Below are 26243 nucleotides of genomic sequence, written 5' to 3' on the forward strand. Positions count from 1 at the left end.
TATGAAGATCGGTATCTTACAAACGGGACGATCCCCCGACCAATTGCAGGACGAGTTCGGCGACTATGATGACTTCTTTCGCCGCTTCCTTGATGGCCGTGGTTTCGAATTCGAAACCTATGAGGTTCTAGACGGGGTTCTGCCGAAATCCCCCGCCGATGCAGATGGCTGGCTAATCACGGGGTCGCGTTTTGGCGTGTATGAGGACCATGATTGGATTCCGCCGCTCGAAGAGTTCCTTCGGGCTGCCTATCGCGCTGGCGCTCCGATTTTCGGTGTCTGTTTTGGGCATCAAATCTTGGCCCAGGCCTTGGGTGGCATCGTTGAAAAGTTTGACAAGGGCTGGGCCGTTGGGCCCACAGAATACAAAAGCCCATTGTTTGGCGACCAAACCATGATTGCCTGGCATCAGGATCAAGTCATCGAACGGCCTGCGGAGGCACGCGTCCTTGGCTCGTCAAGTTTCTGCGAAAACGCAATCCTCGCATATGGCGATACTGCGCTAACGGTTCAGCCGCATCCTGAGTTTACCGCCGAATTTATGGCAGACCTCCTTGAAGCGCGGGGCGACATTTTGCCTGATGAGGTCAAAACCTCTGCGCTTGAAAGGATGGGTGACAACCTCACATCCCGCGCATTTGCCGATACCGTCGAAGCGTTCTTCAAAACCAGAACCATTCCCAGCATCAAACGCCCTTCGGGGGGCGATACACGGGAATGATTAAATGTCCCAGCCATTGTGATGTTTTGGTTGGTGCGCATCATTGCGTCTTTGGTCTGTGGTATGAAAGGCGTCTGACCATCGTTTGTGACCGGTCCGCAAAGGGGACGATCAAGTCGCAGCGACCCATCGAAGTTTCATCACTATGGATCACATAAAATCATACTACGCGGCAACCGCGCGCAACCGTGTCGACTATCCCACTTTGCAGTCTGACATCACAGCGGATGTTGCCGTTGTTGGTGGGGGCTTCACGGGCGTAGCAACAGCCCTTGAATTGGCAGAGCGCGGGTATTCAGTGGCGCTGTGTGAAGCAAACAAGATCGGATGGGGCGCGACAGGTCGCAATGGCGGGCAGATAACCGGCAGTTTGTCCGGCGATGTCGCAATGCAACGAGAGTTCCGTAGAACCTTGGGGGATGAGGCGTCAGATTTCGTCTGGTCACTGCGCTGGCGCGGGCATGACATCATCAAGAATAGGGTCGAAAAGTACAAAATCGACTGTGCGCTTCAATTCGGGCATATGCAGACCGCGATGACGCAAGCACATATGAAAGAACTGACGCAGACCTACACCGAGGGCTGCGCCAAGGGCATGCAAGATGACCTTTCGTTAATTCCTCAGGACCAGATGCGGGACTATCTGGAAACAGATCTCTACATCGGCGGGCTTCTGAACAAACGAAATATGCATGTCCACTCGCTCGACTTATGTCTTGGACAAGCCAAAGCCGTTTGCGATCTAGGTGGCAGCGTTTTTGAAAACAGCCCAGTTGAGGCAATTGAATACGGTCCAAAACCCATCATTCGAACGGCACAGGGATCTGTCCGAGCGGAAAAGATCGTTTTGGCTGGGAATGCCTATCACCTTCTTGAGCAGAAAAAGCTGGGCGGAAAGCTCTTCCCTGCCGCGCTGTCGAACATGGCAACGGAACCTCTTTCACAAGAGGATGCGCAGGCCATCAATCCACACAAATTGGCGGTCTATGACAGTCGTTTTGTGCTCGACTATTATCGCCTGACAGAAGACAACCGCGTTATGTTTGGCGGCGGTACGAATTATTCGGGCCGCGATAGTCAGGACATTGTCGGGGAACTGTTACCGCTGTTAGAGCGTACGTTCCCCCGTCTAAAGGGAATAGGTGTCGACTACAGCTGGTCTGGTACCGACGGGATTATCCTCAACCGTATTCCTCAAGTCGGCCGACTAGATCGAAACATCTTTTATGTGCAGGGCTACAGCGGGCACGGCATCGCACTAAGCCACATTCTGGCTGAAATAACGGCCGAAGCGATTTCAGGGCATACTCGGGAATTCGACGTCTTTGAAAACGTTCGGCATTGGCATCTCCCGGTCAATCGCACAATGGGTAGCCTGATGATCGCGATCGGTATGTTTTACTATACGTTGCGCGACAAGCTTTCACAGCTTGGGTAGCACGGGCTAATTTTCAAAATGTTGGCTACGTAATTGCGCGATCAACGGTCGGAGATATTCCTTTTTCCACCGTCCTTCTCAACCTGGTTCTGGGTTCGCCAGTCTTCCAGCTAGCTCAATTCACTCGGCCCGCTGCCGAAGGGACAGAGGGTTCCCTGATTTAGAATGATGGTGGTGTGCAGGCGCTGACCAGTACGCATTTTTCGGGTCCGACCTGCCGAAACCGGTGCGGTGATCGACTGTCAAAATAATACGCATCGCCGGGGCCAAGGATTTTCCGTTCGTGGCCGACGGTGACTTCGACACGGCCAGAGATCACGATACCACCTTCTTCGGCCTCGTGCCCATACATCACACGACCCGTATCCGCGTTAAGTTCGTACGTTTCGAGCAGGATCATCAATTGGCGTCCGATCAGGTTGCCACCAACCTGTTTCAAAGACAGGCCCCCTTTACCAATTTCCGTCAATTCTTCGGCCGCGTAGAACACCGTCTTCTCGGGTTCTGGCTCAAATGCGAAGAACTCTGACATCCCAATCGGGATGCCCTGAAGGATCCGGCGGAGAGCCCCAACAGATGGATTCACCTTGCCGGACTCGATCAATGAAATGGTGGAATTGGTCACGTCAGCTCTTTTCGCGAGCGCCCTTTGCGACAGGCCTGCCTGCTCTCTGACTGCGCGCAGGCGCTGCCCCAATTCCATATCTTCGATGTTCGTGTTCTGCATGTTCAATATTCTCAACACAAAGTAATTCATCTTATATATTTCAGTTAGTTACCGCGATCAAGAAACAGACTTTTCAACTCTGCCGAACAGCATAGACTTTCATGTCAAAGCGCTCTGATTCCGTAGAGCCAAGAATTCTAAAGAGGAAATGTCATGCTGAACGCCGAAGTCGCAGAACGCCGCAACACCGCCATTTCGCGGGGTGTCGGAATGCAAACTCAGGTCTATGTCGAGCGCGCTTCGAACTCGGAAGTGTGGGATGTCGAAGGCAAGCGCTATATTGATTTCGCCGCTGGTATTGCGGTTGTGAACACCGGCCATTGCCATCCGAAGGTGATGGAAGCCGTTCAGGGGCAAGCCGCGAAATTCACGCATACCTGCCATCAGGTTCTGCCTTACGAGAACTACATTCAGCTTGCTGAACGTCTGAACGCAAAGGTTCCCGGCGACTTTGAAAAGAAAACCGTGTTCGTGACGACAGGTGCTGAAGCTGTTGAAAACGCGGTTAAAATCGCCCGCGCTGCAACTGGACGCCCGGCCATCATCGCCTTTGGTGGTGGTTTCCACGGTCGAACCTTCATGGGTATGTCGCTGACCGGTAAGGTCGCCCCCTATAAGAAAGGGTTCGGCGCGATGATGCCCGACACCTATCACGTACCTTTCCCGATCGATCTGCATGGCGTCAGCACCGAAGACTCTCTGGGCGCGCTGAACAAACTGTTCAAAGCTGACCTTGATCCAGAACGCGTAGCGGCCATCATCATCGAGCCGGTGCAAGGCGAAGGCGGCTTCTATCCTGCTCCTCCGGAGCTGATGCGTGGTCTGCGCAGCCTGTGTGATGAGCACGGTATCGTCCTGATCGCCGACGAGGTGCAAACCGGTTTCGCACGGACTGGCAACTTGTTCGCAATGGACGCCTATGATGTCGCTGCCGACATTACGACCATGGCCAAAGGTCTTGGCGGCGGCCTTCCGATCGCCGCGGTGACCGGACGCGCTGACCTGATGGATGCTGCCCTGCCGGGTGGATTGGGTGGCACATATGGCGGCAACCCGCTTGGGATTGCGGCGGCACACGCTGTGCTTGACGTGATCGAAGAAGAAGACCTGTGCAACCGTGCAAACGAACTGGGATCGCGCCTGAAGCAGCGGTTGGAATCCATCCGTGCTCGCACACCTGAAATGGTCGATATTCGCGGGCCGGGCTTCATGGTTGCCGCTGAGTTCAACACCACTGATGGCAGCGCCCCCAACCCCGACATGGCCAATGCAATCCGCGCCGAAGCATTGACGCGTGGACTGGTCCTGCTGACCTGTGGTGTCTATGGTAACGTGATCCGTTTCTTGGCCCCGCTCACCGTTCCCGATGATGTGTTCGCCGAGGCGATGGACATTCTTGAAGCGTCCATCGACGCCGTTAAAGGAGCCTGAGATGCTAGATGAAAAAGACGCAATCGTCAGCCTGAACCTGAAAGACGCTTCTCTTCTGGAAACCCGCGCCTTTGTTAACGGCGAGTGGATTTCGAAGGACAAGACTTTCGCGGTCTATAACCCGGCGACCGGCGACTGCATCGCCCATGTTACTGACTTGGATGTCGCGGACACGTCGAAAGCCATCGACGCCGCTTATGACGCCAAGGCTGATTGGGCCGCGTGGACCGGTAAAGAACGGGCAGCAGTGCTTCGCAAATGGTACGATCTGATGATCGAGAACGCCGACGATCTGGCGACCATCCTCACCGCCGAGATGGGCAAGCCATGGCCCGAGGCGCGTGGCGAAATCCTGTACGGCGCCTCGTTCATCGAGTGGTTCGCAGAGGAAGCCAAACGCGTCTACGGTGACGTCATCCCTGGCCACCAGCGCGACAAGCGGATCGTTGTGCTGAAGCAACCTGTTGGTGTTGTGGGCTCCATCACACCGTGGAACTTTCCGAACGCGATGATCGCGCGGAAGGTGGCGCCGGCACTTGCCGTGGGCTGTACCTTTGTGGCGCGTCCGGCGGAATTGACGCCTTTGTCGGCACTAGCAATGGCCGTTCTGGGCGAACGCGCTGGCATTCCCGCCGGTGTCCTGAACGTGATCCCTTCAAGCGACAGCGCCGCAATCGGCCAAGAGCTTTGCGCCAACGAAAAGGTCGCCAAGATCACCTTCACAGGCTCGACCCGCGTGGGCAAAATCCTGATGCGACAGTGCTCTGACACGATCAAGAAAATCTCGTTAGAGCTTGGTGGCAATGCGCCGTTCATCGTCTTTGACGATGCCGACGTTGATGCCGCGGTCGAAGGCGCGATGATCGCGAAGTACCGTAACAATGGCCAAACCTGCGTCTGCGCCAACCGGATTTACGTGCAAGCCGGCGTCTATGACGAGTTCGCAGTCAAGCTGAAAGAAAAGGCAGGCTCTCTGGTCATCGGTAACGGTTTCGAAGACGGTGTGACCACCGGCCCGCTTATCAACGAGGCGGCCTTGGCCAAGGTCGAGGATCACATCACCGATGCCCTCGAAAAAGGGGCCGAACTGATCGAAGGCGGAAACCGTTCCAACCTTGGCGGAACCTTCTTCCACCCCACGGTCCTGACCGGCGTCACGACCGCGATGAAGGTCGCCAAAGAAGAGACTTTCGGTCCGGTTGCCCCGCTGTTCAAGTTTGAGGACGAAGCGGATGTCGTGGCCATGGCCAACGACAGCGAATTCGGTCTGGCCTCGTATTTCTACAGCCGTGATCTGGCGCGGGTCTGGCGCGTGGCCGAGGCACTGGAAAGCGGAATGGTGGGTATCAACACCGGCCTGATTTCGACCGAAGTCGCGCCTTTTGGCGGGATTAAACAGTCCGGCCTTGGCCGCGAAGGGTCCAAGTATGGGACCGACGACTTCGTCGAGATCAAATACCTCTGCATGGGCGAGATCGCTTAGTCGGGCTTTCGCCGACCCTGACGCTAAAAATCAGATTCTCTAGGGCGACAGGTTTTCCCCAAATGGGGGAAGCTTGTTCCCGATCTGTTGAAGTGATCGGAGCAAAATCTCCAGGAAAGGCCGTTTGCTGTTCTGGTCCTGACCAGAAGTAAAAGCCTCAAAATCGCGGTAAAGCCTTCTTCTGGGTTTTGCAGTTCACATTTCCTCGCCAAGTTTCTGTAACCACTCAGACCGGTATCACGAATATCGCTTGTCCTTTGTGCAGAAAGATCAAGGCGTGCATGAATCGCCTTTTTCTCATCCGACATCTCTAGCTCAAAATGCGGTATCCTGCGGATGTTCATTCTGGCTCTCTTCGCACGGTGAGTCATGGATAACGTTTGGGGTGGCTATCAGCCGCTCAGCTACACTCCGATTAGCAGAGAAAACGCGATTTGATTGCGACCCTAAGATATTCTTAAATCGCACATCGTATGGCGAATTCAGCGGACGGCGTCTTCAGAGGTGCTGCGGTTATCTTCGCTCGGCTCGACGTATTTCTCCAAGTCGGGCCTGTCGTAGCACTTTGAGTATACGCTGCCGATTCCGGCACCTGTGCTTCAATCTCTTATTAAAAGGAAATCGTGGCTGGGGTGGTAGGATTCGAACCTACGATACACGGTACCAAAAACCGCTGCCTTACCACTTGGCTACACCCCAACAGTGAGCGGTTAATTACGTCCTCGGCCGCCGCTCTGCAAGCCCATTTCCGACAATATTTTCTGTTTTTTTAATTAGCGCAAAAATTGACTACAGCTCGATCGGGTTGTCCTTGGCAAGCCGGTCGAACGCCATGAGCGTGTCGATCAGTTTCGGCATATCCGAAAGGTAGATCATATTCGGTCCGTCGCAGGGGGCGTTGTCGGGATCTTGGTGAGTCTCGGTGAAAAGAGCGCCGATACCTGTCGCGACAGCTGCACGGGCTAGGACCGGGGCGAACTCTCGTTGTCCGCCAGATGCGCCACCTAGGCCACCGGGTTGGGCTACAGCGTGGGTGGCGTCCATGACAACCGGATATCCGGTACGGGCCATTTCGGGCAGGGACTGCATATCGACCACCAGTCGGTTGTAACCAAAGGAAACGCCGCGTTCGGTCAACAGGATGCGTTGATTCCCTGTGCTTTCAATTTTGGCCACGACGTTGGGCATATCCCAAGGGGCAAGAAACTGACCTTTCTTAACATTGATCACAGCGCCGGTTTCACCCGCTGCCAGCAGCAAAGCAGTCTGGCGGCAAAGGAAGGCGGGAATTTGCAGGATGTCGCACACCTCGGCCACGGGCGCACATTGCGATGCTTCGTGGATGTCGGTCAGGACCGGCACGCCGATCGTGTCTTTGACCGACTGCAGCACCTTCAGGCCGGCGTCCAACCCTAGGGCAGGGGCCGCGTTAAGAGAGGTCCGGTTTGCCTTGTCGAACGACCCTTTGAAAACATACTGCGCACCAGCGGCATCGCAGGCCTCTTTCAGAGTGCCCGCAATCATCTGCGCGTGGTCGGCGCTTTCCAGCTGACAAGGGCCAGCCAAAAGGGTGAGAGGGCGATCATTGCCGACGACAAGGTCGCCGATGGGGACGTGTTTCATATTAGCCTGCTAGTTGTTCGCGCAAGACAGCTGCGGTGATCGAGATCATAAGGTAAACGCCGCTGAAAATCAGCAGGGTCAGGAAAGTATTCTCAAACGCGCGGGGGTAAGCCGCTTCGTCGGGAAGAATCGGGTTCACACTCATCGACAGAAAGCGAGTTTGGCGGTTGGCTTCGACGCGCGCATTCTCCATCTCTTCAAGCGCTGCGGTGACCATCGCCTGACGCGTTTCCATATTCATCTCGGAAATCGTCAGTTCAGCCAAAACGCTGGCCAAAGACTCTGCTCCGTCAATTTCTTCGATCAGGGACGAGCGCAACTCGGCGATGATGCCTTCAAGGCGCGCGATGTCGCTGCGCAAGCCGTTGACCCTAGCAGCACTTGGATCGGGGTTGCTAAGAAGTTGCTGAAGGGTCAGGCGCTTTTCCGTCAGTTCCGTCTCAAATGAAGAAACCTGACCCATGACGCGACCCGTTTCCGCGTCCGCATCAAAAACGGACTTTTGCTTTTGAAGGGTCAGGAATTCTTGCTGGGCCGCACGCAATTGTGCTTCGGCCTCGGCGAAATGTTCACGTGCCCCGCGCATCTGGTCTTCGCGCATCCGCTCTGTCAGCCGGTCAATCCGCTCTTCGGCGTAACCGATCAAGGCCAGTGCGAAGGCCTTGCTGGTTTCAGCGTCGGCAGCAATGATCTCCATCTTCACGATGCCTTCGGTCGTGTCATAGCTGATGCGGACATTGCGCTTGTAGAACTTATACGCCTTTTCGTCGCTCGCATCGGCAGGCAGTCGACGGATCGGGTCGATATGTTCCTGCTGATAGTGGGACTTGAAGTCCAAATCCTCGTTCAACCGCAACATCGCCTCGCGCGATTGCAGGTACCCTTGCACGTTCAGCGAATCCAACTGGGTCGCCATCCCGGTGCCTGAAAACAAGCCGCCGCCACCGCGGGCGCCAGAAGATTCTGACTGCTGAATGACAAACTCTGTTTTGGTTGCGTACATAGGCGTCGCGACCGTGTAGAAGTAATATCCCGCCAGCATGGTAGGCAGCAGGATGAAAAAGCAAAGCCGCATCACCAGCAGCGCAAAGTTGCGGCGGCGGCGGCGGACGATGTCGCGCTGAATGGCGCGGATGCTTTCGGCCTGCGCATCTGTTGTCAGAAGCTGAGGTCCCGGGGCAGAGCGGGCCGCACCCTCGGCAGGCAGGTCTTTACCTTCTTGGTATTTCGCATCGCGCACGACCCGAAGTGAACGGGGCGCTTCGAACGGGTCCAGATCATGATTGCGCAGCATACGCACCGCGTCATAGTCAGAGGCGGGCTCTAACCCGTGACGTTGTGCGTTGCGGCGGGCAAGGCGCAATTGCTTGGGCGTCAGGCCTTCAGCCTCGATCTGCTTGATGGCCTCAACGGGATCAGACTTCTTCGTGGGCTTGGCTGCGGGTTCGGGCTGTTCCGTCTCGGCCGAGGCTTTGGGCGCGCGGACGCGGTATTTCTTGGCTTTAGGAAGTGTAGTCATAAAGTGCTGCCGCCTCTTCCAAACTGTCGAAATGATAAAGCTGTCCGTTGCGCAGAACCGCAGCTGTTCGACAGAACTTCTCTAACGTCGCTGCCTGGTGCGAGACAATGACGAATGTGGTCCGGGATAGCCGTTGCTGCAGAATGCTGCCCGCGCGTCGGTTGAAGGACACATCCGTAGTGGCGGGCATCCCTTCATCAATCAGGATGATGTCGAAATCCAGCGCCAGTTGCAGGGCAAAGGAAAAGCGCGCTTTCATGCCAGAACTGTAGGTGGCAATTGGCATTTCGAAGTATTCTTCCAGCTCGCACAGCCAGCGACAGAACGCTTCGATATAGTCCGGGTCCAATCCATAGATTGAGGCAACGAACCGCGCGTTCTCGCGCGCCGAGTGCTTGGATTCCACGCCACCCATATAACCAATCGGGAAGGACACGGTGCAGGTACGATGGATGGTGCCTTCGTCGGGTTTTTCCAGACCCGCCATCATATTGATCAGCGTGGTCTTGCCCGTTCCGTTCGGGGCAAGGATGCCAAGGGAATTACCAAGCTCGACGCGAAAGGACACCCGGTCAAGGATCACCTTGCGCCGGACGCCGGTCCAGAAGGACTTGCTGACTTCGACAAATTCCAACATGCGCTGCTCTGAGTCGCCCTTGATTATCTCGACCTACTTGGTCGGTTCTTGGCTAGTTGACCTCTCGGGCAGCATTATGTCCGAAGAGGGCCCTAATTTACAATGAACAGCTTTGGAAAAGGCAAACGCTCTCCAAAATGTGTTCCTGATGGTGATGCCGTCAGGTGTTCCGTTTCTGTACCCCGGTCAGCTTTCCCGCGACGATGGCAACAAGGGCAGCGCCGAAGCTGAACAAGGCCCCCATCTTCGCAGCTTCCTGCAGGCGGATGTCGCCCAGCATGGCCGTGCTGTCGAAGGCGACCGAGGCCAAGAACAGCGACACGGTAAAGCCAATGGCGGCCACGCAGCCGATGACCAACAGATCTACCATGCGCATCCCCGAGGGCAGGCCCAGTTTCATCGGGCCCGCGGCGAACCAGCCGAACAGAAGGACACCCAAGGGTTTGCCGATTACCAATCCCCCCAGAACCAACCATGTCGGAGAGCCGATGGAAGAGAATTCCACCCCTGCGTTGAACAGGCCGAACAGGAACAGGATGACCTCTACCGGGTGCTTCAGCAGGTGCTCTACGTGGTTCAGCAGATCGGTCAGATATTGCTCTGCCTCTGCGAAGATCCCGAAGGCTCGGTCGGCATGGGGTAGCGTCGGAACGATGGGCAGAAGGCCAAGCGCGGGGTGCAAGCCAGACTTCTGAAAGGCAAACCAGCTGATGCAGCCCGCCAGAAGGTATGGCCAGAAGGACAGTTTCTGCCGCATCCAGGTCGAGTTTGGGCGGTCTTGATTGCCGCGATCAAGGCGACGCGGGAGCCAGTTGAAAGCGACATAGACGAAGATTGCCGCGCCAAGTGATACCAACAACCATTCAGGGGCAACCTCTGCCGAAGGGTAGAAGATCGCCAGAATGACCAAGCCCGCAGCGTCGTCGGCGATCGCCAGAAGCAGCAAAAAACGCACGGCCGGATGGCCAGCGCCAAAGACCAATCGGCCCACCAAATACGAGAACGCTATATCGGTTGCTGTGGGAATAGCCCATCCGCGAGAGACCGCGTCATAGGTGTCAGAGCCCAGAAGGGCAGCCAAGCCAAGGTAGACGGCAATCGGGCCAATCATGCCACCCGCGGTCGCGAATAGCGGGGTCGCGGCCTTTTTCCCGCGAAGCGAGCCGCTTTCCAAGATAATCGCTTCCCAGACTTCTTTCGCCGCGATGGCAAAGAAGAAGGCCATAAGGATGTCATTCACCAGAAAATGCGCCGTTAGCACCCGGGTTACGTCGCCCACCTCGGTGATGCCGAACTCTTCCCCGTATGTGTGCAGCCACTTAGAGGCGTCTATGCCAACAAGGTCGTTAAACCATATCGGGTATTCGACCATCTGGTGATAAGAGTGCGGATCGACATTCGCCCAGACCAGCGCCAATAGCGCGCCAGCGATCAGAAGCAGCGAATAATTCGTTACGAAATCCCAAACGCGATACATGTCTGACTTCCCCAATCCCTTGGAAAAGGAATTAGATTATGAACGCTTCTGCCGCAAGCGTGGCGGGCCTCAAGATGCGAAGGTCCACAGCATTCCAGCGACGTTAGAACCGGTCAGAGCGAAGGCAAGATAGGCGGCAAAGACACGCGGTTTGACCAGTGCCCAAACCGCAATGGCGGCAGGAATACAGCTGACCCCACCTGCAAGGACAAAGGCCATGGCCGCCCCTTGCGACATGCCTTGCTCCAATAGGCCGCCGACCAAACCAACAGCGGCGTAGCCGTTAAGGTAGGCGGGCATGCCGACCAATGCAGCCAGGATCACGGTGCCAAGGCCCTCGCCCCCCAAGACGGTCGAGATCGTCTCGGCTGGGATATAGCGCAGCATCAGCCCCTCAAACAGGTAGGCCAGCAACAGCCATTTGAACAGGAACACGGCATTTTCTAACCACGTCGCGCGGAAGATTTCGCGGCGGTCACCCTCTGTCCAGAACGCCCAGACAGGTTTGGCACTAAAGGGCTTTTTGACACCACAACAGCCACCTACGGCGGGTTTCTCGCGCAGTGGGTCGACGAATACCGCGCTGCGGGCGAAGGCCATCGTCAGAAAACCACCCATCATGCCAAGGCCAACCGCCGCGATCGTCTTGCCAATTGCGAAGTCCAGCCCGATTTCGCCCCATGTGATTGTGAACATCGCCGGGTCCATTAGTGGTGACGCAAGCCAGAAGGCCATCACTGCGGCCAGCGGTGCCCCAACTGCCAATAGGGCTGCAATAAATGGAATGACTTCACAGCTGCAAAACGGCGACAGGCCGCCCAGAAGAGCTGCCATGACGACCATCTTTGCCGGGTTTCCTTCAAAGGCTTTGGCCAGAAGGTTCTCGGCGCCGGTTGCTTTGACATAGGCGACTAATGAGATCGCGACGACAATGAAGATACCCGTCTGGGCGATGGCTTTTGCGGCGATTTCAAGCGTGGGGGCAACTGCGGGGGTGTCGACAAGAGCCAGCACCATCGGAATGGACAGGATCACCAGCCAAACCTTGTCGATCCCGGCCAAACGAGACTTGAAAGAAGGGCGGGGCAGAGAGGTTTCAGCCATGATTGTGGGCTCCATCGCAGGCATCTGCGCAACATTCGGACAACAGGAAGTCGGACAGGGTTTCGATCTGGTCAAAGCCAGCCCCAGCGCAGATGATGCTGCGCCCCTGTTTCACTTGGCTCACCAGCCCGGCTTGGGTCAGAATCTTCATGTGATGGGTCAGGGTCGATCCGGTCACTCCGCAACGCGCCCCAAGTTCCCCGATGCTCAGACCATCAGGTCCAGCGCGAACAAGGGTGCGCAAAACGGAAAGCCGCTGCTCTGATCCCAAAGCGGCGAAGCGGGCGGCCATTTCGGCCAAGGCGAGGTCGTCTGTCGATTCCATTTTCATATTTCTACAATTATAGAAATATCGAAATGATGCAAGCCCATTTGGTCTGTCCCGCTTTTGGGCTAGGACGGGTCTATGACTGCCCTGCAATCCGACATCCGCGCCTGCCGCCTGTGCAAGGACCGTTTTGCCCAGACCCACACCGCTCATGCGCCGCGTCCGGTGGTGTGGTTTCGCAGCGGCGTGCGCATCCTGATCGCGGGACAAGCGCCGGGCATGCAGGTGCATGAGAAGGGAAGGCCATTCGACGATCCCTCCGGTGACCGGCTCCGTGATTGGATGGGGATCGGGCAAGACGAGTTTTACGATCAGAATCTCCTCGCCAACTTGCCGATGGCTTTCTGTTTCCCCGGATACAACGCGAAGGGCAGCGACCTGCCTCCGCCCCCGATCTGTGCGAAAACATGGCGCCAAAGGTCGATTAAGGAAATTGGCGACGTGCCCCTGATCCTGCTGATCGGCGGTTACGCACAGAAATGGCACCTTGGCCAGTCGGCGAAAGCGGGCGTGACAGCTACGGTTTCTGGCTGGCGGGACCATGTGCCGCGCGTGTTTCCCTTGCCTCATCCGTCTTGGCGCAATACGGCATGGCTGAAGAAAAACCCGTGGTTCGGGGACGATCTGCTGCCCGTCCTTCGCGCCCGCGTGCAAGAGGTGCTGCGCCCATGACCGAGACCCCGCTAGATCAGGCACATGCCGCGATGGAAGCCAACCCGCTGGACGACGCGATCCGCATGCGGTTCTACGAGCGGTTGGCAGATAACGAACTGTTTCTACTGCTAGAGAAAGAGGCCGAGGGCGACCAGATTTCGCCCATGATCCTAGAGCCCGAAACAGGCCCCTGTGTTCTTGTCTTCGACCGTGAAGAACGTCTGGCAGACTTTGTAGAGGGAGAGGCCCCTTATGCCGCCCTTTCCGGGCGCGGTCTGGTATCCATGCTGGCCGGGCAGGGGATAGGTCTGGGGCTGAACCTTGGTGTTGCGCCGTCTTCGATCCTGATCCCGTCACAGGCAGTGGATTGGCTGGAAAGCTCTTTGCGCGACGGACCTGAGGCAGAAGAAGACACGCCCGTCGAACTGCGTCGCCCCGCTGGTTTGCCCGAAGCCCTGCTGACGGCACTGGACAGCAAGTTCGCGACGATGGCCGGGGTTGTGAAGCTGGCTTACCTTGCCGGTGTTACCTATGAAAGCGGTCGGCGTGGCCACATGTTGGCCTTCGTCGATGCACTGGATCCGGCACAAGAAGCGTTGGCCAAGGCCGTGAACGAAGCGTTGATCTTCAGCGGGATCGAGGCTGGGGCCTTGGATGTTCTGTTCGTTGCGGCCAGCGATCCATTCGCGGCCAAACTGGCGGCCAATGGTCTTAAGCTGGAAATGCCCGAACCGCCGAAAGAGGACTACACCCCCAAAGCGCCGGGAATGGACCCCGACAGCCCGCCGATCCTGAAATAGGTCAGTACCCGGCGGTCCTGTCGACTAGATACAACAGGGGCTCTCCGGCCTCTGAGCGTCGGATGTTTTCAGCCACCACCATCGCAGCGGTCTCGGCACGTGTTTCAGACGCGATGTGAGGGGTCACGGTGACCTTGGGATGAGGCCAAAAGGCGTGATCCTGCGGCAGCGGTTCTTCGCGGAAGACATCCAGCGTCGCCCCGGCCAAGTGCCCAGTATCCAGTGCAGATATCAATGCCTCGTCATCAACCAGCGCTCCGCGCCCCGGATTGAGCAAGAACGCTCCCTTAGGCAGCCAACCAAGACGTTCGGCGTTCATCAGGTTTTCGGTCTCTGTGGTGAGCGGTAGCAAAAGTACTAGGATTTCAGCGCGCTCCAGCGCTTCTTTCAGTCCGTCATCCCCACTGAAGCATGTTATGCCTGCGATGTCTTTGGGGCGACGGCTCCAGCCGCTGACGTCGAACCGAAGGCTAGCCAGAGTTTTCGCACAGGCTGCGCCAAGCGCCCCGAGCCCCAGCAAGGTCACTTTGCGGCGACGCGCCAGCGGGGGCACAGCCGGAACCCAGTGGTGATCGGGGTTCACGATATGGGCATCCATGCCAAGGTGATAGCGCAGCACATGCCCTGCCACCCATTCAATCATACCTTCCTCCAACCCAGCATCGACCATGCGGCAAAGCGGTTGCGTCAGGGTGGGGTTTGTCACGATCTTTTCGACCCCGGCCCAAAGGCTAAGCACGGCTTTGGCCTTGGTGAAGCTCGAAAAGTCACTGACCGGCCCGTGTGGAGAGTAGATGACATAATCCACATCCTCTGCCGCATGGTCCGGTGACAAATCAACCTGCAGCCCCTTCAGCGCAAAAGCCGCGTGCAGCGGGGCTTCGTATTTGTCCCACTTGTCGATGGGGGCAGAGAAGAGCGCTTTAATCATGAGGCGAATACGCCAGAGGTGCTGGCGAACCCTTTCACCTTGATCGGGCTGCCCGAGGGGTCGCGGAAGAACATGGTTCGCTGTTCGCCGGGGTCCCCTTCGAACCGCAAAGTCCGAGGGATGACGAACTCTAGGCCAGAGGCGACCAACCGGCCTGCGAGTTTCCCCCAGCTTTCAAGATCAAGGATTACCCCCAAATGCGGCATGAGCACCATTTGATCACCGACCTTGCCCGTATTTGATGTCGCAAAGGGCTGGCCCACATGCAGGGAAATCTGGTGTCCGAAAAAGCCGAAATCGACCCATGTTTCGGTGCTGGGGCCTTCAGCACAGCCCAGAAGCTCGCCACAGAATCTCCGCGCGCCTTCAAGATCGGTCACGTGATGGGCGAGGTGAGACAGCGATGGCATGGTGCCCCCTTATCTAGCGCGGTCGATGGATATGGGCACTTTGTACCAGCCCAAAGGCCGCCAACAAGACCAGCATCGCCGATCCTCCGTATGAAACCAGCGGCAACGGAACGCCGACCACCGGGGCAAGCCCCATGACCATCGACATATTCACGGCAAAGAACAGGAAGAAGGTGGTCGCGATCCCGATGATTAGTAGAGACGAGAACCGGTCTTTGTTTTTAATCGCCGAGGAAATACAGAAGATGATGATCAGCGCATAAAGCAGCAACAGCGATGAGGCGCCAACAAAACCGAATTCTTCAGCCAATGTGGTGAAGATGAAATCGGTGTGCTTCTCGGGCAGAAAGTTCAGGCGGCTTTGGGTGCCTTGCATGAACCCGCGCCCGGACCATCCGCCAGAACCCAATGCAATCTTGGACTGGGTGATGTGATAGCCCGCGCCAAGCGGGTCTTGGGAAGGGTCAAGGAAGGTATCGATCCGCCGGTATTGGTAGTCCTTGAGCAACTGCCAAGGGGTACCACGAGAGGCAAAGACACCCACGATGGCGCCGACCCCAAGGCTGGCAACCGCCGCGAAATAGGCCCAGTGAACGCCCGCGACAAACATCACAACCGCCCCGCCCATCAGCAACAATAGCGACGTTCCAAGGTCTGGCTGTTTCAAGACCAGCGCCGTGGGAATAAGGATCAGCAAAACCGGGATCAGCACGAATAGAGGTCGCGAAACCTTCTTGATATCCAGCCAGTCGTAATAGGCTGCCAACATCATCACGAGCGCAATTTTCATCAACTCGGACGGTTGAAGCCGCATGAACCCCAAGTCGATCCACCGCTGCGCGCCCATGCCAACGACACCAAAGAATTCCACCGCCAGAAGCAGCCCAATAGACCCGAGGTAGGCCAAAGTCGAAATATTGCGCCAGAACCAGATCGGGATGAAGGCGACGATGAACATGGCTGTCATGCCCATCGCAAAGCGCTTCATCTGAGGCTCTGCCCATGGCGAAAAGGATCCGCCAGCTACCGAATAAAGCATCAGGAAACCGGCGGCGGCGACTGCGCTTAAAAGCAGGACCAACGCCCAGTTCAGGTACAGAATCTTTCGCCAGCCCGTGGGGACTGATTTGACGTTATACTGTAGGTAGGTCATGCGCGGCTGCGTCCCGGTTTGGGCACGACTGGCTCACGCAGAGGAAGCGCCTCTAGCCGTTCTTTGATCTCGTTTCGTTGTTCTTTGGGATAGGCTTCAAGTGGTGGAAGGTCGCCCGCCATCGCCCGAACCGCGATATCTCGGGCAATTGGGGCCGCTGCGGTCGAGCCGCCTCCGCCATGTTCCACCACGACCGAGACCGCGATCCGCGGGTCATCATAGGGGGCATAGCAAACAAACAGGCCATGGTCGCGACGTTCCCAAGGTAGATCTTCGTTCCGAAATACCCCCTGCGCGCGTTCAGCGGCCGTAATGTTGCGGACCTGACTGGTTCCGGTTTTACCAGCCATGATCATTGTGTCATGCACGATCCGGGACCGCCGCGCTGTGCCGCGAGCGCTGTTGGAGACCGAATACATGCCGCGCCGAACCTGTCGCAGCCCCTCGGCCGAGATATCCAGTTCCAGTGCTTCCGTTTCCTGCTGATCCTTGCCGTTGATCGACTTGATCAGCCGTGGATCAACCGACCTTCCGGTTGCGAGGCGCGAGGTCATCACCGCTAATTGCAGGGGGGAGGACAAAACGAAGCCCTGTCCGATCGATGCATTCAGCGTGTCGCCGACCAGCCAATCCTCTTGCCGGTTCTCCACTTTCCACGCCTTGTCAGGGGCGATCCCGGTTGCCACCGCTGACATCGGCAAGTCGTGTTTAACTCCAAGGCCCAGCTTCCGGGCCATTTCGGCGATCTTGTCGATGCCGACACGCCGGGAGACCTCGTAGTAATAGACGTCGCAGGACTGCTCGAGGCTTTTGTTCAGGTTGACTTGGCCATGGCCGCCGCGACGCCAACAGTGGAACCGACGGCCTGCGGTCGTGTAATGGCCCGGGCACCAGACGGTTTCCTCTGGCGAAATGACGCCAGCTTCCAACGCTGCCAGGGCCGTCACCATCTTGAAGGTCGATCCCGGCGGGTACAGCCCCTGCACGGTCTTGTTGGCCAGCGGGCGGTACTTGTTGCCTGTCAGTTCGCCATAGTCGCTGCTGGAGATGCCGCGCACGAACTTGTTCGGATCGAAACTGGGGGAAGAGGCGATCCCAAGCAGGTCCCCGTTCCGTACATCCATGACAACGGCGGCGGCACTTTCCTCGCCCAACCGGGCCTTGATGAAGTTCTGAAGCCCTTCGTCGATGGTCAGCTGCAGGTCGGTGCCCGCAAGGCCCGGCGCGCGGTCCAGTTCTCGGATGACGCGGCCCTGCGCGTTCACTTCGATCCGCTTGGTGCCAGCACTGCCACGCAGGTCGCCTTCAAGTTTTGCTTCGACACCGCTTTTACCAATCTGGAACCGCGGAATTTGGAGCAAAGGATCAGGGTTCTCAAGTTTCGACAGATCATAGTCACTGACAGGGCCTACATAGCCCACGACATGAGCCATATCTTCGGCCACCGGGTAATGGCGCGACAGGCCGACCTCGGGCGTGACGCCGGGCAATGAGGGCGCGTTCACCGCGACTTGGCTGAAATCTTTCCAGCTTAGGCGATCGGCGACTGTAACGGGCACGAAAGCGCTGCGCTGCATGATCTCTTTCAACGCACGGGCACGGGCGGCTTCGTCCATCGGAATGATCTCGGCCAGCTTTGCCAGCGTCTCTTCAACATCGCCCGCATCTTCACGGACGACGACAACGCGGTAGTTTTGTTCGTTTTCGGCCAGGACCTGACCGTTGCGGTCGTAGATTAATCCGCGCACGGGCGGGATCAGGCGCACGTTGATCCGGTTCTCTTCGGCCAAGGTGCGGAACTGGTCAGCTTGGTTCACCTGCATGTACCGCATGCGCAGGGCAAGGCCGCCCATGACGACGGCTTGAACCCCGCCCAGCAATAGGCTCCGGCGGGTCAAGCGCTTGGCGCCAAGTTCCAGATCGCGGGCGTTTTTGCGCATCAGGTGCCTCCGAACCGCTGCCCATCCAAGGGGCGTTTTCGGATGTTAAAGGCATAGAGGCAAACGCCAAGCACCAGCGGATAGGCAAGTGCTGTTGTCAAAGCCTGAAGCATCCCCGCCAATAGTAGAACTGGAGGGGCGGCAACCAAGGCGTTGATGGCCCAGTGGGCCAGCGTGATCGCGATGATCACGACCGTCACCGTGCCCCATTCGACCATGAAGGGCAGGTCTTTGCCGCCGATTTGCTGGCGGCGCATGAACTCTGCCCCGATCAGGGTCAAAGCGGCCCAAAGTCCGGGGGGGCGCATAAGCAGGAAGTCCGCGATCAGCAGAACCGGTGCAAGCAACAGCAGCGGGACATAATCTGGGCGGCGCTGAATCCAGACCAGGACCAGACAAATGAGCAAGTCCGGGCCGGGAATGCCGGGAATTCCGTCTCCGACCGAGACCAGTTGAACCAGAAGGACGCCAAGGGCAAGTCCCGTGAAAATCAGGCGATAGAGCCAGCGCTGCGAGGTGCCGGGATCAACCATCGCCGGCCTCCGTGACCTGATCTACGGGCAATTTGGGGCCCACAAGAACGCCGGGAGTGTCGATCGCTTCGCGCGGTTGGCTGCGCAAAACACGCAGGAACTCCAGACGGCTGTAGTCAGCCGACAGGGTGACGCGGAACTGCTCGTCCGGGCCTTGGACCACTTGACCGACCAAAAGCCCTGCTGGGAACACCCGGCCGTCTCCGGAAGAGACGACACGGTCCCCCGGGCGCAGCTGGTCTGGGTCCTCTACGAAATCCAGAACCGGTTGAACGGTGTTGTCGCCCGCCAAAAGGGCGCGCTGTCCGGTGGGTTGAATGGTGACCGGGATGCGGCTGTTTGAATCGGTCAGAAGGATCACCCGTGCAGTGGATTTCCCGACGCCAGACACGCGGCCGACAAGGCCCAGACCATCGGTCGTCGCCCAGCCATCGCGAATCCCGTCCCGCGAGCCTACGTTCAGGAGGACAGACTGCCGGAAAGGTGAGCCACTATCGGCAAGTACAACTCCTGTTACAAAGGTCAGTCGAGGGTCCAGCCGCACCTTGTTCAGATCCAGAAGCTTGGCGTTCTCCTGCTCTAGCTGAAGCGCGGCTTCTTTCCACGACTTCATCTGTTGCAACTCTCGGCGAAGTTCCTGATTTTGCTCGTAAATCCGGGTGTAGGATTCAAAGTTTCTCAGCATATCGGCGCCGCGATCTACAGGCAGAAGAACCCAGTCGAAAGAAGGCACAAAGCGATCCACCAAAGCCGCGCGCAAGCGTTCCACCCGTGGGCTATCGATCCGCCAAAGCAGGAACAGCGCGAAACATACGAACAGAAGCACGCCGAAAACGATCCGACGGATCGGGCGCCCATAGTCTGATTGTTCGTTCCTGTTTATGGCCACGTTTGCCTCGTCTCAGGCAGACGGCGCTGCCTTAACTTTCGTAGTCGATCACATGCCGAAGTTGTTTTTCAAACTCCAGCGCTTTGCCGGTGCCCAGTGCCACGCAGTTCAGCGTTTCATCGGCGACCGAAATCGCAAGACCTGTTTGTTCGCGCAGGGCAAGGTCCAGATCCCCAAGTAGGGCACCGCCACCGGTCAGCATAACACCGCGATCCACAATGTCAGCGGCCAGATCGGGCGGGGTAACTTCCAGCGCGACCATGACGGCCTCACAAATCTGCTGAACCGGTTCTGCCAAGGCTTCCGCGATCTGCGCTTGGTTGATCTCAATCTCTTTCGGCACGCCGTTCAGCAAGTCACGACCCCGGATCTGCATCGACGCACCGCGCCCGTCGTCGGGCATGCGGGCAGTGCCGATAGAGGTCTTGATCCGCTCGGCGGTGGCTTCACCCACCAGCAGGTTCTGCTGTCGGCGAAGGTAGTTGATGATGGCCTCGTCCATACGGTCGCCACCCACGCGAACCGATCGCGCGTAAACGATGTCGCCAAGGGACAGAACCGCGACCTCGGTGGTGCCGCCGCCGATGTCGACAACCATGTTGCCTGTGGGGTCGGTGATCGGCATGCCTGCGCCAATGGCCGCGGCGATAGGCTCTGCGATCAAACCAGCGCGGCGCGCACCAGCGCCCAGAACCGACTGGCGGATCGCCCGTTTCTCAACCGGGGTCGCGCCATGCGGGACGCAGACCACGATTTTCGGCTTGGTAAAGGTCGAGCGTTTGTGGACCTTGCGGATGAAGGCCTTGATCATCTCTTCGGCCACGTCAAAGTCCGCGATAACGCCTTCGCGCATCGGGCGGATCGCCTCGATGCTGCCGGGGGTCCGGCCCAGCATCAGCTTGGCGTCTTCGCCTACGGCCAGCACTTCTTTGCGGCCGTGTTTGTTGTGGAAAGCCACAACGGAAGGTTCGTTCAGAATGATGCCCTTGCCCTTGACGTAAACCAGCGTGTTTGCTGTCCCAAGGTCAATGGCCATATCCGCCGAAAACAAACCGCCAAAAACTGCCATGTTGCCCCTAAGCCTTATATGCTTTGTTGTGTGGAGAATCCCGATTTCCGGAAAGTTATATGCGCGGGAACCGGCACATGAAAGAGGGGAAGGGAGATCAAGGCCGGTTATTGCCGGTTTTGGCCCCATAGCCGCTTTATAGGAAGCGTTGCGCGATCACACGTTTCAACCGGCGCTCCAATTTTCTAGGGTGCCTAGCTTCCAGTTCCGCGCGCAAAGATGTCGCTTCTTCATAGGAATTGAAATGGCTTCGAACGTTTCTTGGCAGTTCTTCTCGCGCGACGAGTTGGTATGATTTCGGTGTCTGTCGGTTAATCACCAAACCGTCAAAGGCCGCTGAATGGAATTCAGGTTCGGCATGGGTCCCAGTTGCGCCCAAGTGCGATGCGCGCGCCGACACCGGTTGCACCACCCGCAAATCGGGGGCATCGAAAATTGCACCTGAAATGGCCCAATCCCAACCAATGGCGTTTAGGTGTCGCGGCTTTAGCCAGCGGTGCTTCCAACACTGGCTCCACACTGGATGAAAGACCTTGTGCCAGCTTTCGCGATCGACGGCAAAGCCCAGAGAGTTGAAAGAGCGGGTCTCTGTCAGTAGCTCCGGGTGATCCGGGTAGGACATGTACGCGGTGGTTCCGCAGCATCCTGCCAACAAGTTTAGCGCCACCCAATTTGGCTTTCGGTTCTGTTGATACCAGTCAACCATTTGCAAGCTGTCAGGTGCCAGGCAAAGGTCTTCTTCGAGGTGCAGGTTGAGCTCTGATCCCGCTTCAAATGCCCGTTCTTGGACTTGCAGCGGATTCTGGGCAACTCCCAAACACGTTTGGTTCACCCAAAGCGTGAAGGAGCCCTCGGGAAGATGGGCGGCGCAGATTTCTTCAAATTGCGCCGCCGATGGGCTTGGTTCGATCCCGGCAAATAGGTGCCAGCCGTCCGGGTTACACTTTGCAAGATCCTGAACGACTTGGTTGAAAAGCTTCGGTCTTTCGAAGCCAGTGATCGTTATGGATCGTTGCACAGCAGGACCTTAGACGCTGTCCGTGTATTTTACGGTTTTGACATCAGAATCCGGGGCGGTTTTCTGGCGGCGCACGATCAGGCGGTTCAACGCGTTCACATAGGCCTTCGCCGAGGCGACTACAGTGTCGGTATCTGCCGATTGGCCGGTGACGATCTTGCCGTCTTCCTCCATTCGGACGCTGACCGTGGCCTGTGCGTCGGTGCCTTCGGTTACGGCGTGCACCTGATACAGTTGCAGACGCGCCTGATGCGGGAACAAGGCCTTAACGGCGTTGAAGGTCGCATCCACAGGACCGTCACCGGTTGCGGTCACTTGATGATCCACACCGTCAATGGTCAGGGTCAGGTCAGCGGACTGAGGTGCTTCTGTCCCGCAGATCACGCGCAGGAACTTCACTTTCAGATGATCGTTTTGGGCCGCGCTTTCGCTGTCGCGCATCAGGGCAAGAATATCGTCGTCGTGAACCTCTTTCTTGCGGTCGGCCAGATCCTTGAACCGCACGAAGACGTCTTTCAGCTGGTTGTCGCCCAGCTCAAATCCCAGATCTTCCAGTTTGGCACGCAACGCGGCGCGGCCAGAGTGTTTGCCCAAGGGCAGCGAGGTACCAGACAGGCCCACATCCTGCGGGCGCATGATCTCGAAGTTCTCGGCGTTTTTCAGCATGCCATCCTGGTGGATGCCGCTTTCGTGGGCGAAGGCGTTCTTGCCGACGATGGCCTTGTTGTACTGGACAGCAAAGCCAGACACAGCCGCGACACGGCGCGAAATCGACATGATCTTCGTGGTGTCGATCCCGGTTTGATAGGGCATCAGGTCGTTGCGAACCTTCATCGCCATCACGACTTCTTCCAAAGCGGTGTTGCCCGCACGTTCGCCCAAGCCATTGATCGTACACTCAATTTGGCGGGCGCCTGCGTCGACGGCGGCCAGAGCGTTGGCAGTGGCCATGCCGAGGTCGTTGTGGCAGTGGGTCGCAAAGATCACCTCGTCCGCGCCGGGGACGGTCTCGATCAGGCGACGGATCAGGTCGGCGCTTTCGCGCGGTGCGGTGTAGCCCACGGTGTCGGGAATGTTGATCGTCGTGGCACCGGCCTTGATGGCGATCTCGATCACGCGGCAGAGGTAATCGAACTCTGTCCGGGTGGCATCCATCGGCGACCATTGCACGTTCTCGACAAGGTTACGGGCATGGGTGACCGTTTCGTGGATCAGGTCGGCCATCTCGTCCTTGGTCAGGTTCGGAATCTCGCGGTGCAGGGGTGAGGTGCCGATGAAGGTGTGGATGCGCGACTGGCCCGCGTGGCGGACGGCTTCGGCGCAACGATCAATGTCTTTGAAATTCGCGCGCGCCAGCCCGCAAATCCTTGAATTCTTTGACCGTTTCGCAATCTCGCTAACGGCGGCAAAGTCGCCCTCGGACGCGATTGGGAAGCCCGCTTCGATAATGTCGACACCCATGTCGTCCAACATCTCGGCGATCTCAAGCTTCTCGTTATGCGTCATGGTGGCGCCGGGCGACTGTTCGCCGTCGCGCAGTGTTGTGTCGAAAATCAGGACCCGGTCCTGTTTGGATGCATTTGTCATCTGAATATCTCGTTCTTCTTAGCCATGTATTTGGGCGCGATAGGCATATCCTCTGAGCGGACGCGCCGGACCGGCACGCTCAGAGGCGGCTAAGCAGTAGTAGGGCAAGACCGGACAGCGACGCCAAGTGGCGCGCAGCAGCAGGGGCGATATGTCCGGGTCTGATCATGGGGTGGACTATACGCCTTGGGACAGAAATGAAAACCCATATTTTTCAGGGTGTAAAACGGGCCAAATCGGGGATGCAGAACCCCTACAGAAGGCGTGCAGAACCTGTACATACGATTTTGCGCCAGAGGCGTGGTTGACGTGCATGGGCAGGCGGCTAATTCCGGAGAATGGAACGCGCATTAATCATCGGGGAAAGTGGCGGCATCGGCCGCGCGGTTGCAGCAGAGTTACGGGCGAGGGGCGTCGAGGTCACCGGCCTGTCCCGATCCCATAACGGGCTTGAGATGACGCAAGAGGCCAGCATCGCCGCCCATCTGGGCGCGCTGGAGGGGACCTTTGATTTGATCCTTGTCGCCATCGGCGCGCTGGAGGTTCATGAGGCGACCCCAGAGAAATCCATGCGCGAGCTGACGCCCGAGGCGATGGTGGACCAGTTCCTTTTGAATACGGTTGGCCCGGCGATGGTGCTGAAACATGGAGCGCGCCTTCTGCCCAAGGATCGCCCGTCGGTGATTGCCGTTCTGTCGGCGCGGGTGGGGTCGATCGGGGATAACCGGTTGGGCGGTTGGTACAGCTATCGGGTGGCGAAGGCGGCGGTGAACCAAGTGGTGCGCTCTGCCTCGATCGAGCTGGCGCGGACCCACAAGCAGGCCGCCTGCATTGCGCTGCACCCCGGAACGGTGGCCACGGAATTCACCCGGAAATATGTCGGACGCCATCCCGCCGTGCCCCCGGAAGAGGCCGCAAAGAACCTGTTGTCAGTGATCGAAGGCTTGGGGCCCGACCAGACAGGGCAGTTCTTTGACTGGGCGGGCAAGCGGGTCGAGTGGTAAGGCCAACGGTTAGTGGCTCAATGGTAGCTGAGCCGTCATGTTAAAATAGATTTTGTCACAGGAAGCCGGAGTGTCCGCCACTAGCAGCCGGACTTTTGCCTGTCGTTCCGGGTCATGCGTGAAAGAAAGCTCGGCGACGCAGGTCTGGTCGATGTAGGCGCGCCAAAAGGTGCGAGAGGCGTGAACGCAAGGCAGGTAGCCAAGAAGCGGCCCTTGGGCGTTCAGCACAGTGGATAAAAGCGCGGCATCCGGGAAGTCAAAAGTCGCGTTATTGGGCGCGTCCATATCATCGCCCGCACAAACGCTGTCACGCTCAAATATGATCTGCATCTAGGCCACCATTGCCAAACGAAGGAACCGGCTTACTCGGCCGCTGTTTTCAGCTGATCCGCTTCCCATTCGCCAGTTTCTTCCTGACCGGTAGCATAGCGCATGGTGCCTTCGCCCTGACGCTCGCCGCGCTGGAAGTGGCCGACATAGACGTCGCCGTTGGGATAGGTGGCTTCGCCTTTGCCCTGAATCTCTCCGTCGACCCAGCCTCCGACATAGCGAAAGTTGATCGGGGTTACGATTTCGCCCTGACCGTGGCGCTGCCCTTCTAGGAAGTCGCCAGTATAGACGGTGCCGTCGGGATAGGTGGCGGTGCCTTTGCCGTGCCGCTGGCCATCGCTCCACTCGCCATCATAGGAATAGCCGTCGGCATAGCGCATCTTGCCGCGCCCGTTGTACTGGCCTTTGGAATAGCCGCCTTCATAGACCAGCCCGCTTGGGTGGGTTTCCACCCCTTCGCCGTCCTGAATGCCGTTGACCCAAGCGCCTTCGTAGGTCGAGCCATCGGTGTGGGTGATCTTGCCCTGACCATTGGCTAGGTCGTTTTCGAACCAGCCCACATAGACAGAGCCATTGGGGTAGGTCACGATCGCCTGACCTTCCGAGCGGCCCTCGACCCAGTCGCCCTCATAGATATAGCCGTCCTGACTGCGATAGATGCCGCGCCCGTGGCGTTGGCCCATGGCAAATTCGCCCTCGTAGACATCGCCGGTCTCATAGACCTGAATGCCCTCGCCATTTTGCAGGCCCTGTTTCATCTGGCCTTCATAGCGGCCGCCATTGGGTTGGGTCAGCACACCTTCGCCGTCGAACAGGTCATCGACCCATCCGCCAATATAGTTCAGCCCGTCCTGCGTGGTCCAAGAGCCTTGACCATTGCGGCGGTCATACAGGAACTCGCCCTCATAGACGGCACCGTCGGCATAGGTGGCCTTGCCGATCCCTTCTTTCTGGCCCGCGACCCAGCTGCCTTCATAGACAAAGCCCGAGGGGTCCTCGAGCCGACCTTGCCCCTGCTGAAGGGCGTTTTCGAACTGACCTGCGTAGGTCGAGCCATTGGCGTAGATAGCCACGCCATTGCCGGTGATCTTGCCGTTCACCCAGTCGCCTTCGTAGGTGCCGCCATCGGCAAAGGTGATCTTGCCCTGACCATGGGGGCCGCCAGCCTCGAAGTTGCCTTCGTAAACAGAACCGTCGGGGAAACGCGCGATGCCTTGCCCGCGAATCTCTCCCATCACCCAGTCGCCAGTGTATTCGTAGCCATTGGGTTGGCGATAGGTGCCGCGCCCATGTTGGACGCCGTCCTTGAAGCTACCTTCGTAGATGCCCCCGTCGTCATACTGTTTTGTAACGCTCTCTTGGGCCTGCAAAGGAAGGGCAGTGGCCATAAGTGCCGCGGCCAACAGGGATATGGACGTCCGCATCAAGTTCTCCTCG

General features: G+C 57.8%; 26 protein-coding genes and 1 tRNA gene. 7 read left to right on the top strand and 20 right to left on the bottom strand.

Annotated features, from left to right (window positions below):
* Window position 1: 1 nt before the first annotated feature.
* A complete protein-coding gene (locus tag CLM58_RS09390; protein ID WP_095595693.1) occupies window positions 2-721 on the top strand; it encodes a type 1 glutamine amidotransferase in 720 nt (239 codons plus the stop codon).
* 145 nt (window positions 722-866) lie between these two features.
* Window positions 867-2159: an NAD(P)/FAD-dependent oxidoreductase gene (locus CLM58_RS09395; RefSeq protein WP_095595694.1), complete on the top strand. Its 1293-nt coding sequence runs from the start codon at window positions 867-869 to the stop codon at window positions 2157-2159.
* A gap of 160 nt (window positions 2160-2319) precedes the next feature.
* Here the strand turns inward: CLM58_RS09395 and CLM58_RS09400 are convergent, their stop codons facing one another.
* Window positions 2320-2886: a cupin domain-containing protein gene (locus CLM58_RS09400; protein WP_188720450.1), complete on the bottom strand. Its 567-nt coding sequence runs from the start codon at window positions 2884-2886 to the stop codon at window positions 2320-2322.
* Window positions 2887-3039: 153 nt separating this feature from the next.
* Between CLM58_RS09400 and CLM58_RS09405 the strand changes: the two genes are divergently transcribed.
* Both CLM58_RS09405 and CLM58_RS09410 read left to right on the top strand, forming a co-directional pair.
* Window positions 3040-4317 (top strand): 4-aminobutyrate--2-oxoglutarate transaminase, encoded by a 1278-nt coding sequence (locus tag CLM58_RS09405; RefSeq protein WP_095595696.1) that lies wholly within the window; start codon window positions 3040-3042, stop codon window positions 4315-4317.
* Between the two features lies 1 nt (window position 4318).
* A complete protein-coding gene (locus tag CLM58_RS09410) occupies window positions 4319-5800 on the top strand; it encodes an NAD-dependent succinate-semialdehyde dehydrogenase (protein ID WP_095595697.1) in 1482 nt (493 codons plus the stop codon).
* A gap of 23 nt (window positions 5801-5823) precedes the next feature.
* On the opposite strand, the gene CLM58_RS17010 is transcribed toward CLM58_RS09410, so the two are convergent.
* The 8 genes from CLM58_RS17010 to CLM58_RS09445 all read right to left on the bottom strand — a co-directional run bounded on the left by CLM58_RS17010 (window position 5824) and on the right by CLM58_RS09445 (window position 12491).
* On the bottom strand, window positions 5824-6144 hold the full coding sequence (locus CLM58_RS17010) for a hypothetical protein (RefSeq protein WP_143226550.1): 321 nt from the start codon (window positions 6142-6144) through the stop codon (window positions 5824-5826).
* A gap of 280 nt (window positions 6145-6424) precedes the next feature.
* Window positions 6425-6499, bottom strand: a tRNA-Gln gene (locus CLM58_RS09415).
* A gap of 90 nt (window positions 6500-6589) precedes the next feature.
* The gene (gene kdsA / locus CLM58_RS09420; protein WP_095595698.1) at window positions 6590-7423 is read right to left on the bottom strand and encodes a 3-deoxy-8-phosphooctulonate synthase; all 834 of its coding nucleotides are present in this window, start codon (window positions 7421-7423) and stop codon (window positions 6590-6592) included.
* 1 nt (window position 7424) lies between these two features.
* Window positions 7425-8942 (bottom strand): capsule biosynthesis protein, encoded by a 1518-nt coding sequence (locus CLM58_RS09425; RefSeq protein WP_095595699.1) that lies wholly within the window; start codon window positions 8940-8942, stop codon window positions 7425-7427.
* Window positions 8926-9579, bottom strand: a complete 654-nt coding sequence (locus CLM58_RS09430; protein ID WP_095595700.1) for an ABC transporter ATP-binding protein — start codon at window positions 9577-9579, stop codon at window positions 8926-8928. The genes CLM58_RS09425 and CLM58_RS09430 overlap by 17 nt, the downstream gene beginning before the upstream one ends.
* A 160-nt stretch (window positions 9580-9739) precedes the next feature.
* A complete protein-coding gene (locus CLM58_RS09435) occupies window positions 9740-11056 on the bottom strand; it encodes a Na+/H+ antiporter NhaA (protein ID WP_095595701.1) in 1317 nt (438 codons plus the stop codon).
* Between the two features lie 69 nt (window positions 11057-11125).
* Entirely contained in the window at window positions 11126-12160 is a 1035-nt protein-coding gene (locus CLM58_RS09440) for a permease (RefSeq protein ID WP_095597035.1), read from the bottom strand.
* On the bottom strand, window positions 12153-12491 hold the full coding sequence (locus CLM58_RS09445; protein ID WP_095595702.1) for an ArsR/SmtB family transcription factor: 339 nt from the start codon (window positions 12489-12491) through the stop codon (window positions 12153-12155). The genes CLM58_RS09440 and CLM58_RS09445 overlap by 8 nt, the downstream gene beginning before the upstream one ends.
* 75 nt (window positions 12492-12566) lie before the next feature.
* Here CLM58_RS09445 and CLM58_RS09450 point away from each other — a divergent pair, with 75 nt between their 5' ends.
* Window positions 12567-13160, top strand: coding sequence for a uracil-DNA glycosylase family protein (locus CLM58_RS09450; RefSeq protein WP_095595703.1), 594 nt, complete (start codon window positions 12567-12569; stop codon window positions 13158-13160).
* Window positions 13157-13942, top strand: a complete 786-nt coding sequence (locus CLM58_RS09455) for an enhanced serine sensitivity protein SseB C-terminal domain-containing protein (RefSeq protein ID WP_095595704.1) — start codon at window positions 13157-13159, stop codon at window positions 13940-13942. Before CLM58_RS09450 ends, CLM58_RS09455 begins: the two co-directional genes overlap by 4 nt.
* A gap of 1 nt (window position 13943) precedes the next feature.
* Here CLM58_RS09455 and CLM58_RS09460 read toward each other — a convergent pair whose 3' ends face one another.
* The 9 genes from CLM58_RS09460 to CLM58_RS09500 all read right to left on the bottom strand — a co-directional run bounded on the left by CLM58_RS09460 (window position 13944) and on the right by CLM58_RS09500 (window position 23472).
* Window positions 13944-14873 (bottom strand): 2-hydroxyacid dehydrogenase, encoded by a 930-nt coding sequence (locus CLM58_RS09460; protein WP_095595705.1) that lies wholly within the window; start codon window positions 14871-14873, stop codon window positions 13944-13946.
* Window positions 14870-15283 carry a VOC family protein gene (locus tag CLM58_RS09465; RefSeq protein WP_095595706.1) on the bottom strand — a complete coding sequence of 138 codons (414 nt, stop codon included), beginning with the start codon at window positions 15281-15283 and terminating at the stop codon, window positions 14870-14872. Before CLM58_RS09465 ends, CLM58_RS09460 begins: the two co-directional genes overlap by 4 nt.
* Window positions 15284-15296: 13 nt before the next feature.
* Window positions 15297-16436, bottom strand: a complete 1140-nt coding sequence (gene rodA, locus CLM58_RS09470; RefSeq protein ID WP_095595707.1) for a rod shape-determining protein RodA — start codon at window positions 16434-16436, stop codon at window positions 15297-15299.
* A complete protein-coding gene (gene mrdA, locus CLM58_RS09475; RefSeq protein WP_095595708.1) occupies window positions 16433-18376 on the bottom strand; it encodes a penicillin-binding protein 2 in 1944 nt (647 codons plus the stop codon). Before mrdA ends, rodA begins: the two co-directional genes overlap by 4 nt.
* Complete coding sequence (locus tag CLM58_RS09480) at window positions 18376-18909, bottom strand: rod shape-determining protein MreD (RefSeq protein ID WP_095595709.1); 534 nt, start codon at window positions 18907-18909, stop codon at window positions 18376-18378. Before CLM58_RS09480 ends, mrdA begins: the two co-directional genes overlap by 1 nt.
* On the bottom strand, window positions 18902-19798 hold the full coding sequence (mreC, locus tag CLM58_RS09485; protein ID WP_095595710.1) for a rod shape-determining protein MreC: 897 nt from the start codon (window positions 19796-19798) through the stop codon (window positions 18902-18904). Before mreC ends, CLM58_RS09480 begins: the two co-directional genes overlap by 8 nt.
* A 31-nt stretch (window positions 19799-19829) precedes the next feature.
* Window positions 19830-20867 carry a rod shape-determining protein gene (locus CLM58_RS09490; RefSeq protein WP_095595711.1) on the bottom strand — a complete coding sequence of 346 codons (1038 nt, stop codon included), beginning with the start codon at window positions 20865-20867 and terminating at the stop codon, window positions 19830-19832.
* Window positions 20868-21003: 136 nt separating this feature from the next.
* A complete protein-coding gene (locus CLM58_RS17135; protein WP_158221889.1) occupies window positions 21004-21489 on the bottom strand; it encodes a hypothetical protein in 486 nt (161 codons plus the stop codon).
* 405 nt (window positions 21490-21894) lie between these two features.
* Window positions 21895-23472, bottom strand: a complete 1578-nt coding sequence (locus tag CLM58_RS09500; RefSeq protein ID WP_095595713.1) for a 2-isopropylmalate synthase — start codon at window positions 23470-23472, stop codon at window positions 21895-21897.
* A gap of 338 nt (window positions 23473-23810) precedes the next feature.
* Here CLM58_RS09500 and CLM58_RS09505 point away from each other — a divergent pair, with 338 nt between their 5' ends.
* Window positions 23811-24476 (top strand): SDR family NAD(P)-dependent oxidoreductase, encoded by a 666-nt coding sequence (locus tag CLM58_RS09505; protein WP_095595714.1) that lies wholly within the window; start codon window positions 23811-23813, stop codon window positions 24474-24476.
* Between the two features lie 9 nt (window positions 24477-24485).
* Here the strand turns inward: CLM58_RS09505 and CLM58_RS09510 are convergent, their stop codons facing one another.
* Window positions 24486-24806 carry a hypothetical protein gene (locus CLM58_RS09510; protein WP_095595715.1) on the bottom strand — a complete coding sequence of 107 codons (321 nt, stop codon included), beginning with the start codon at window positions 24804-24806 and terminating at the stop codon, window positions 24486-24488.
* Between the two features lie 32 nt (window positions 24807-24838).
* Window positions 24839-26230, bottom strand: coding sequence for an MORN repeat-containing protein (locus CLM58_RS09515; protein ID WP_373286791.1), 1392 nt, complete (start codon window positions 26228-26230; stop codon window positions 24839-24841).
* Between the last annotated feature and the right edge of the window lie 13 nt (window positions 26231-26243).

It is taken from the genome of Actibacterium pelagium, from assembly GCF_002285415.1.
GTDB lineage: Bacteria > Pseudomonadota > Alphaproteobacteria > Rhodobacterales > Rhodobacteraceae > Actibacterium_B > Actibacterium_B pelagium.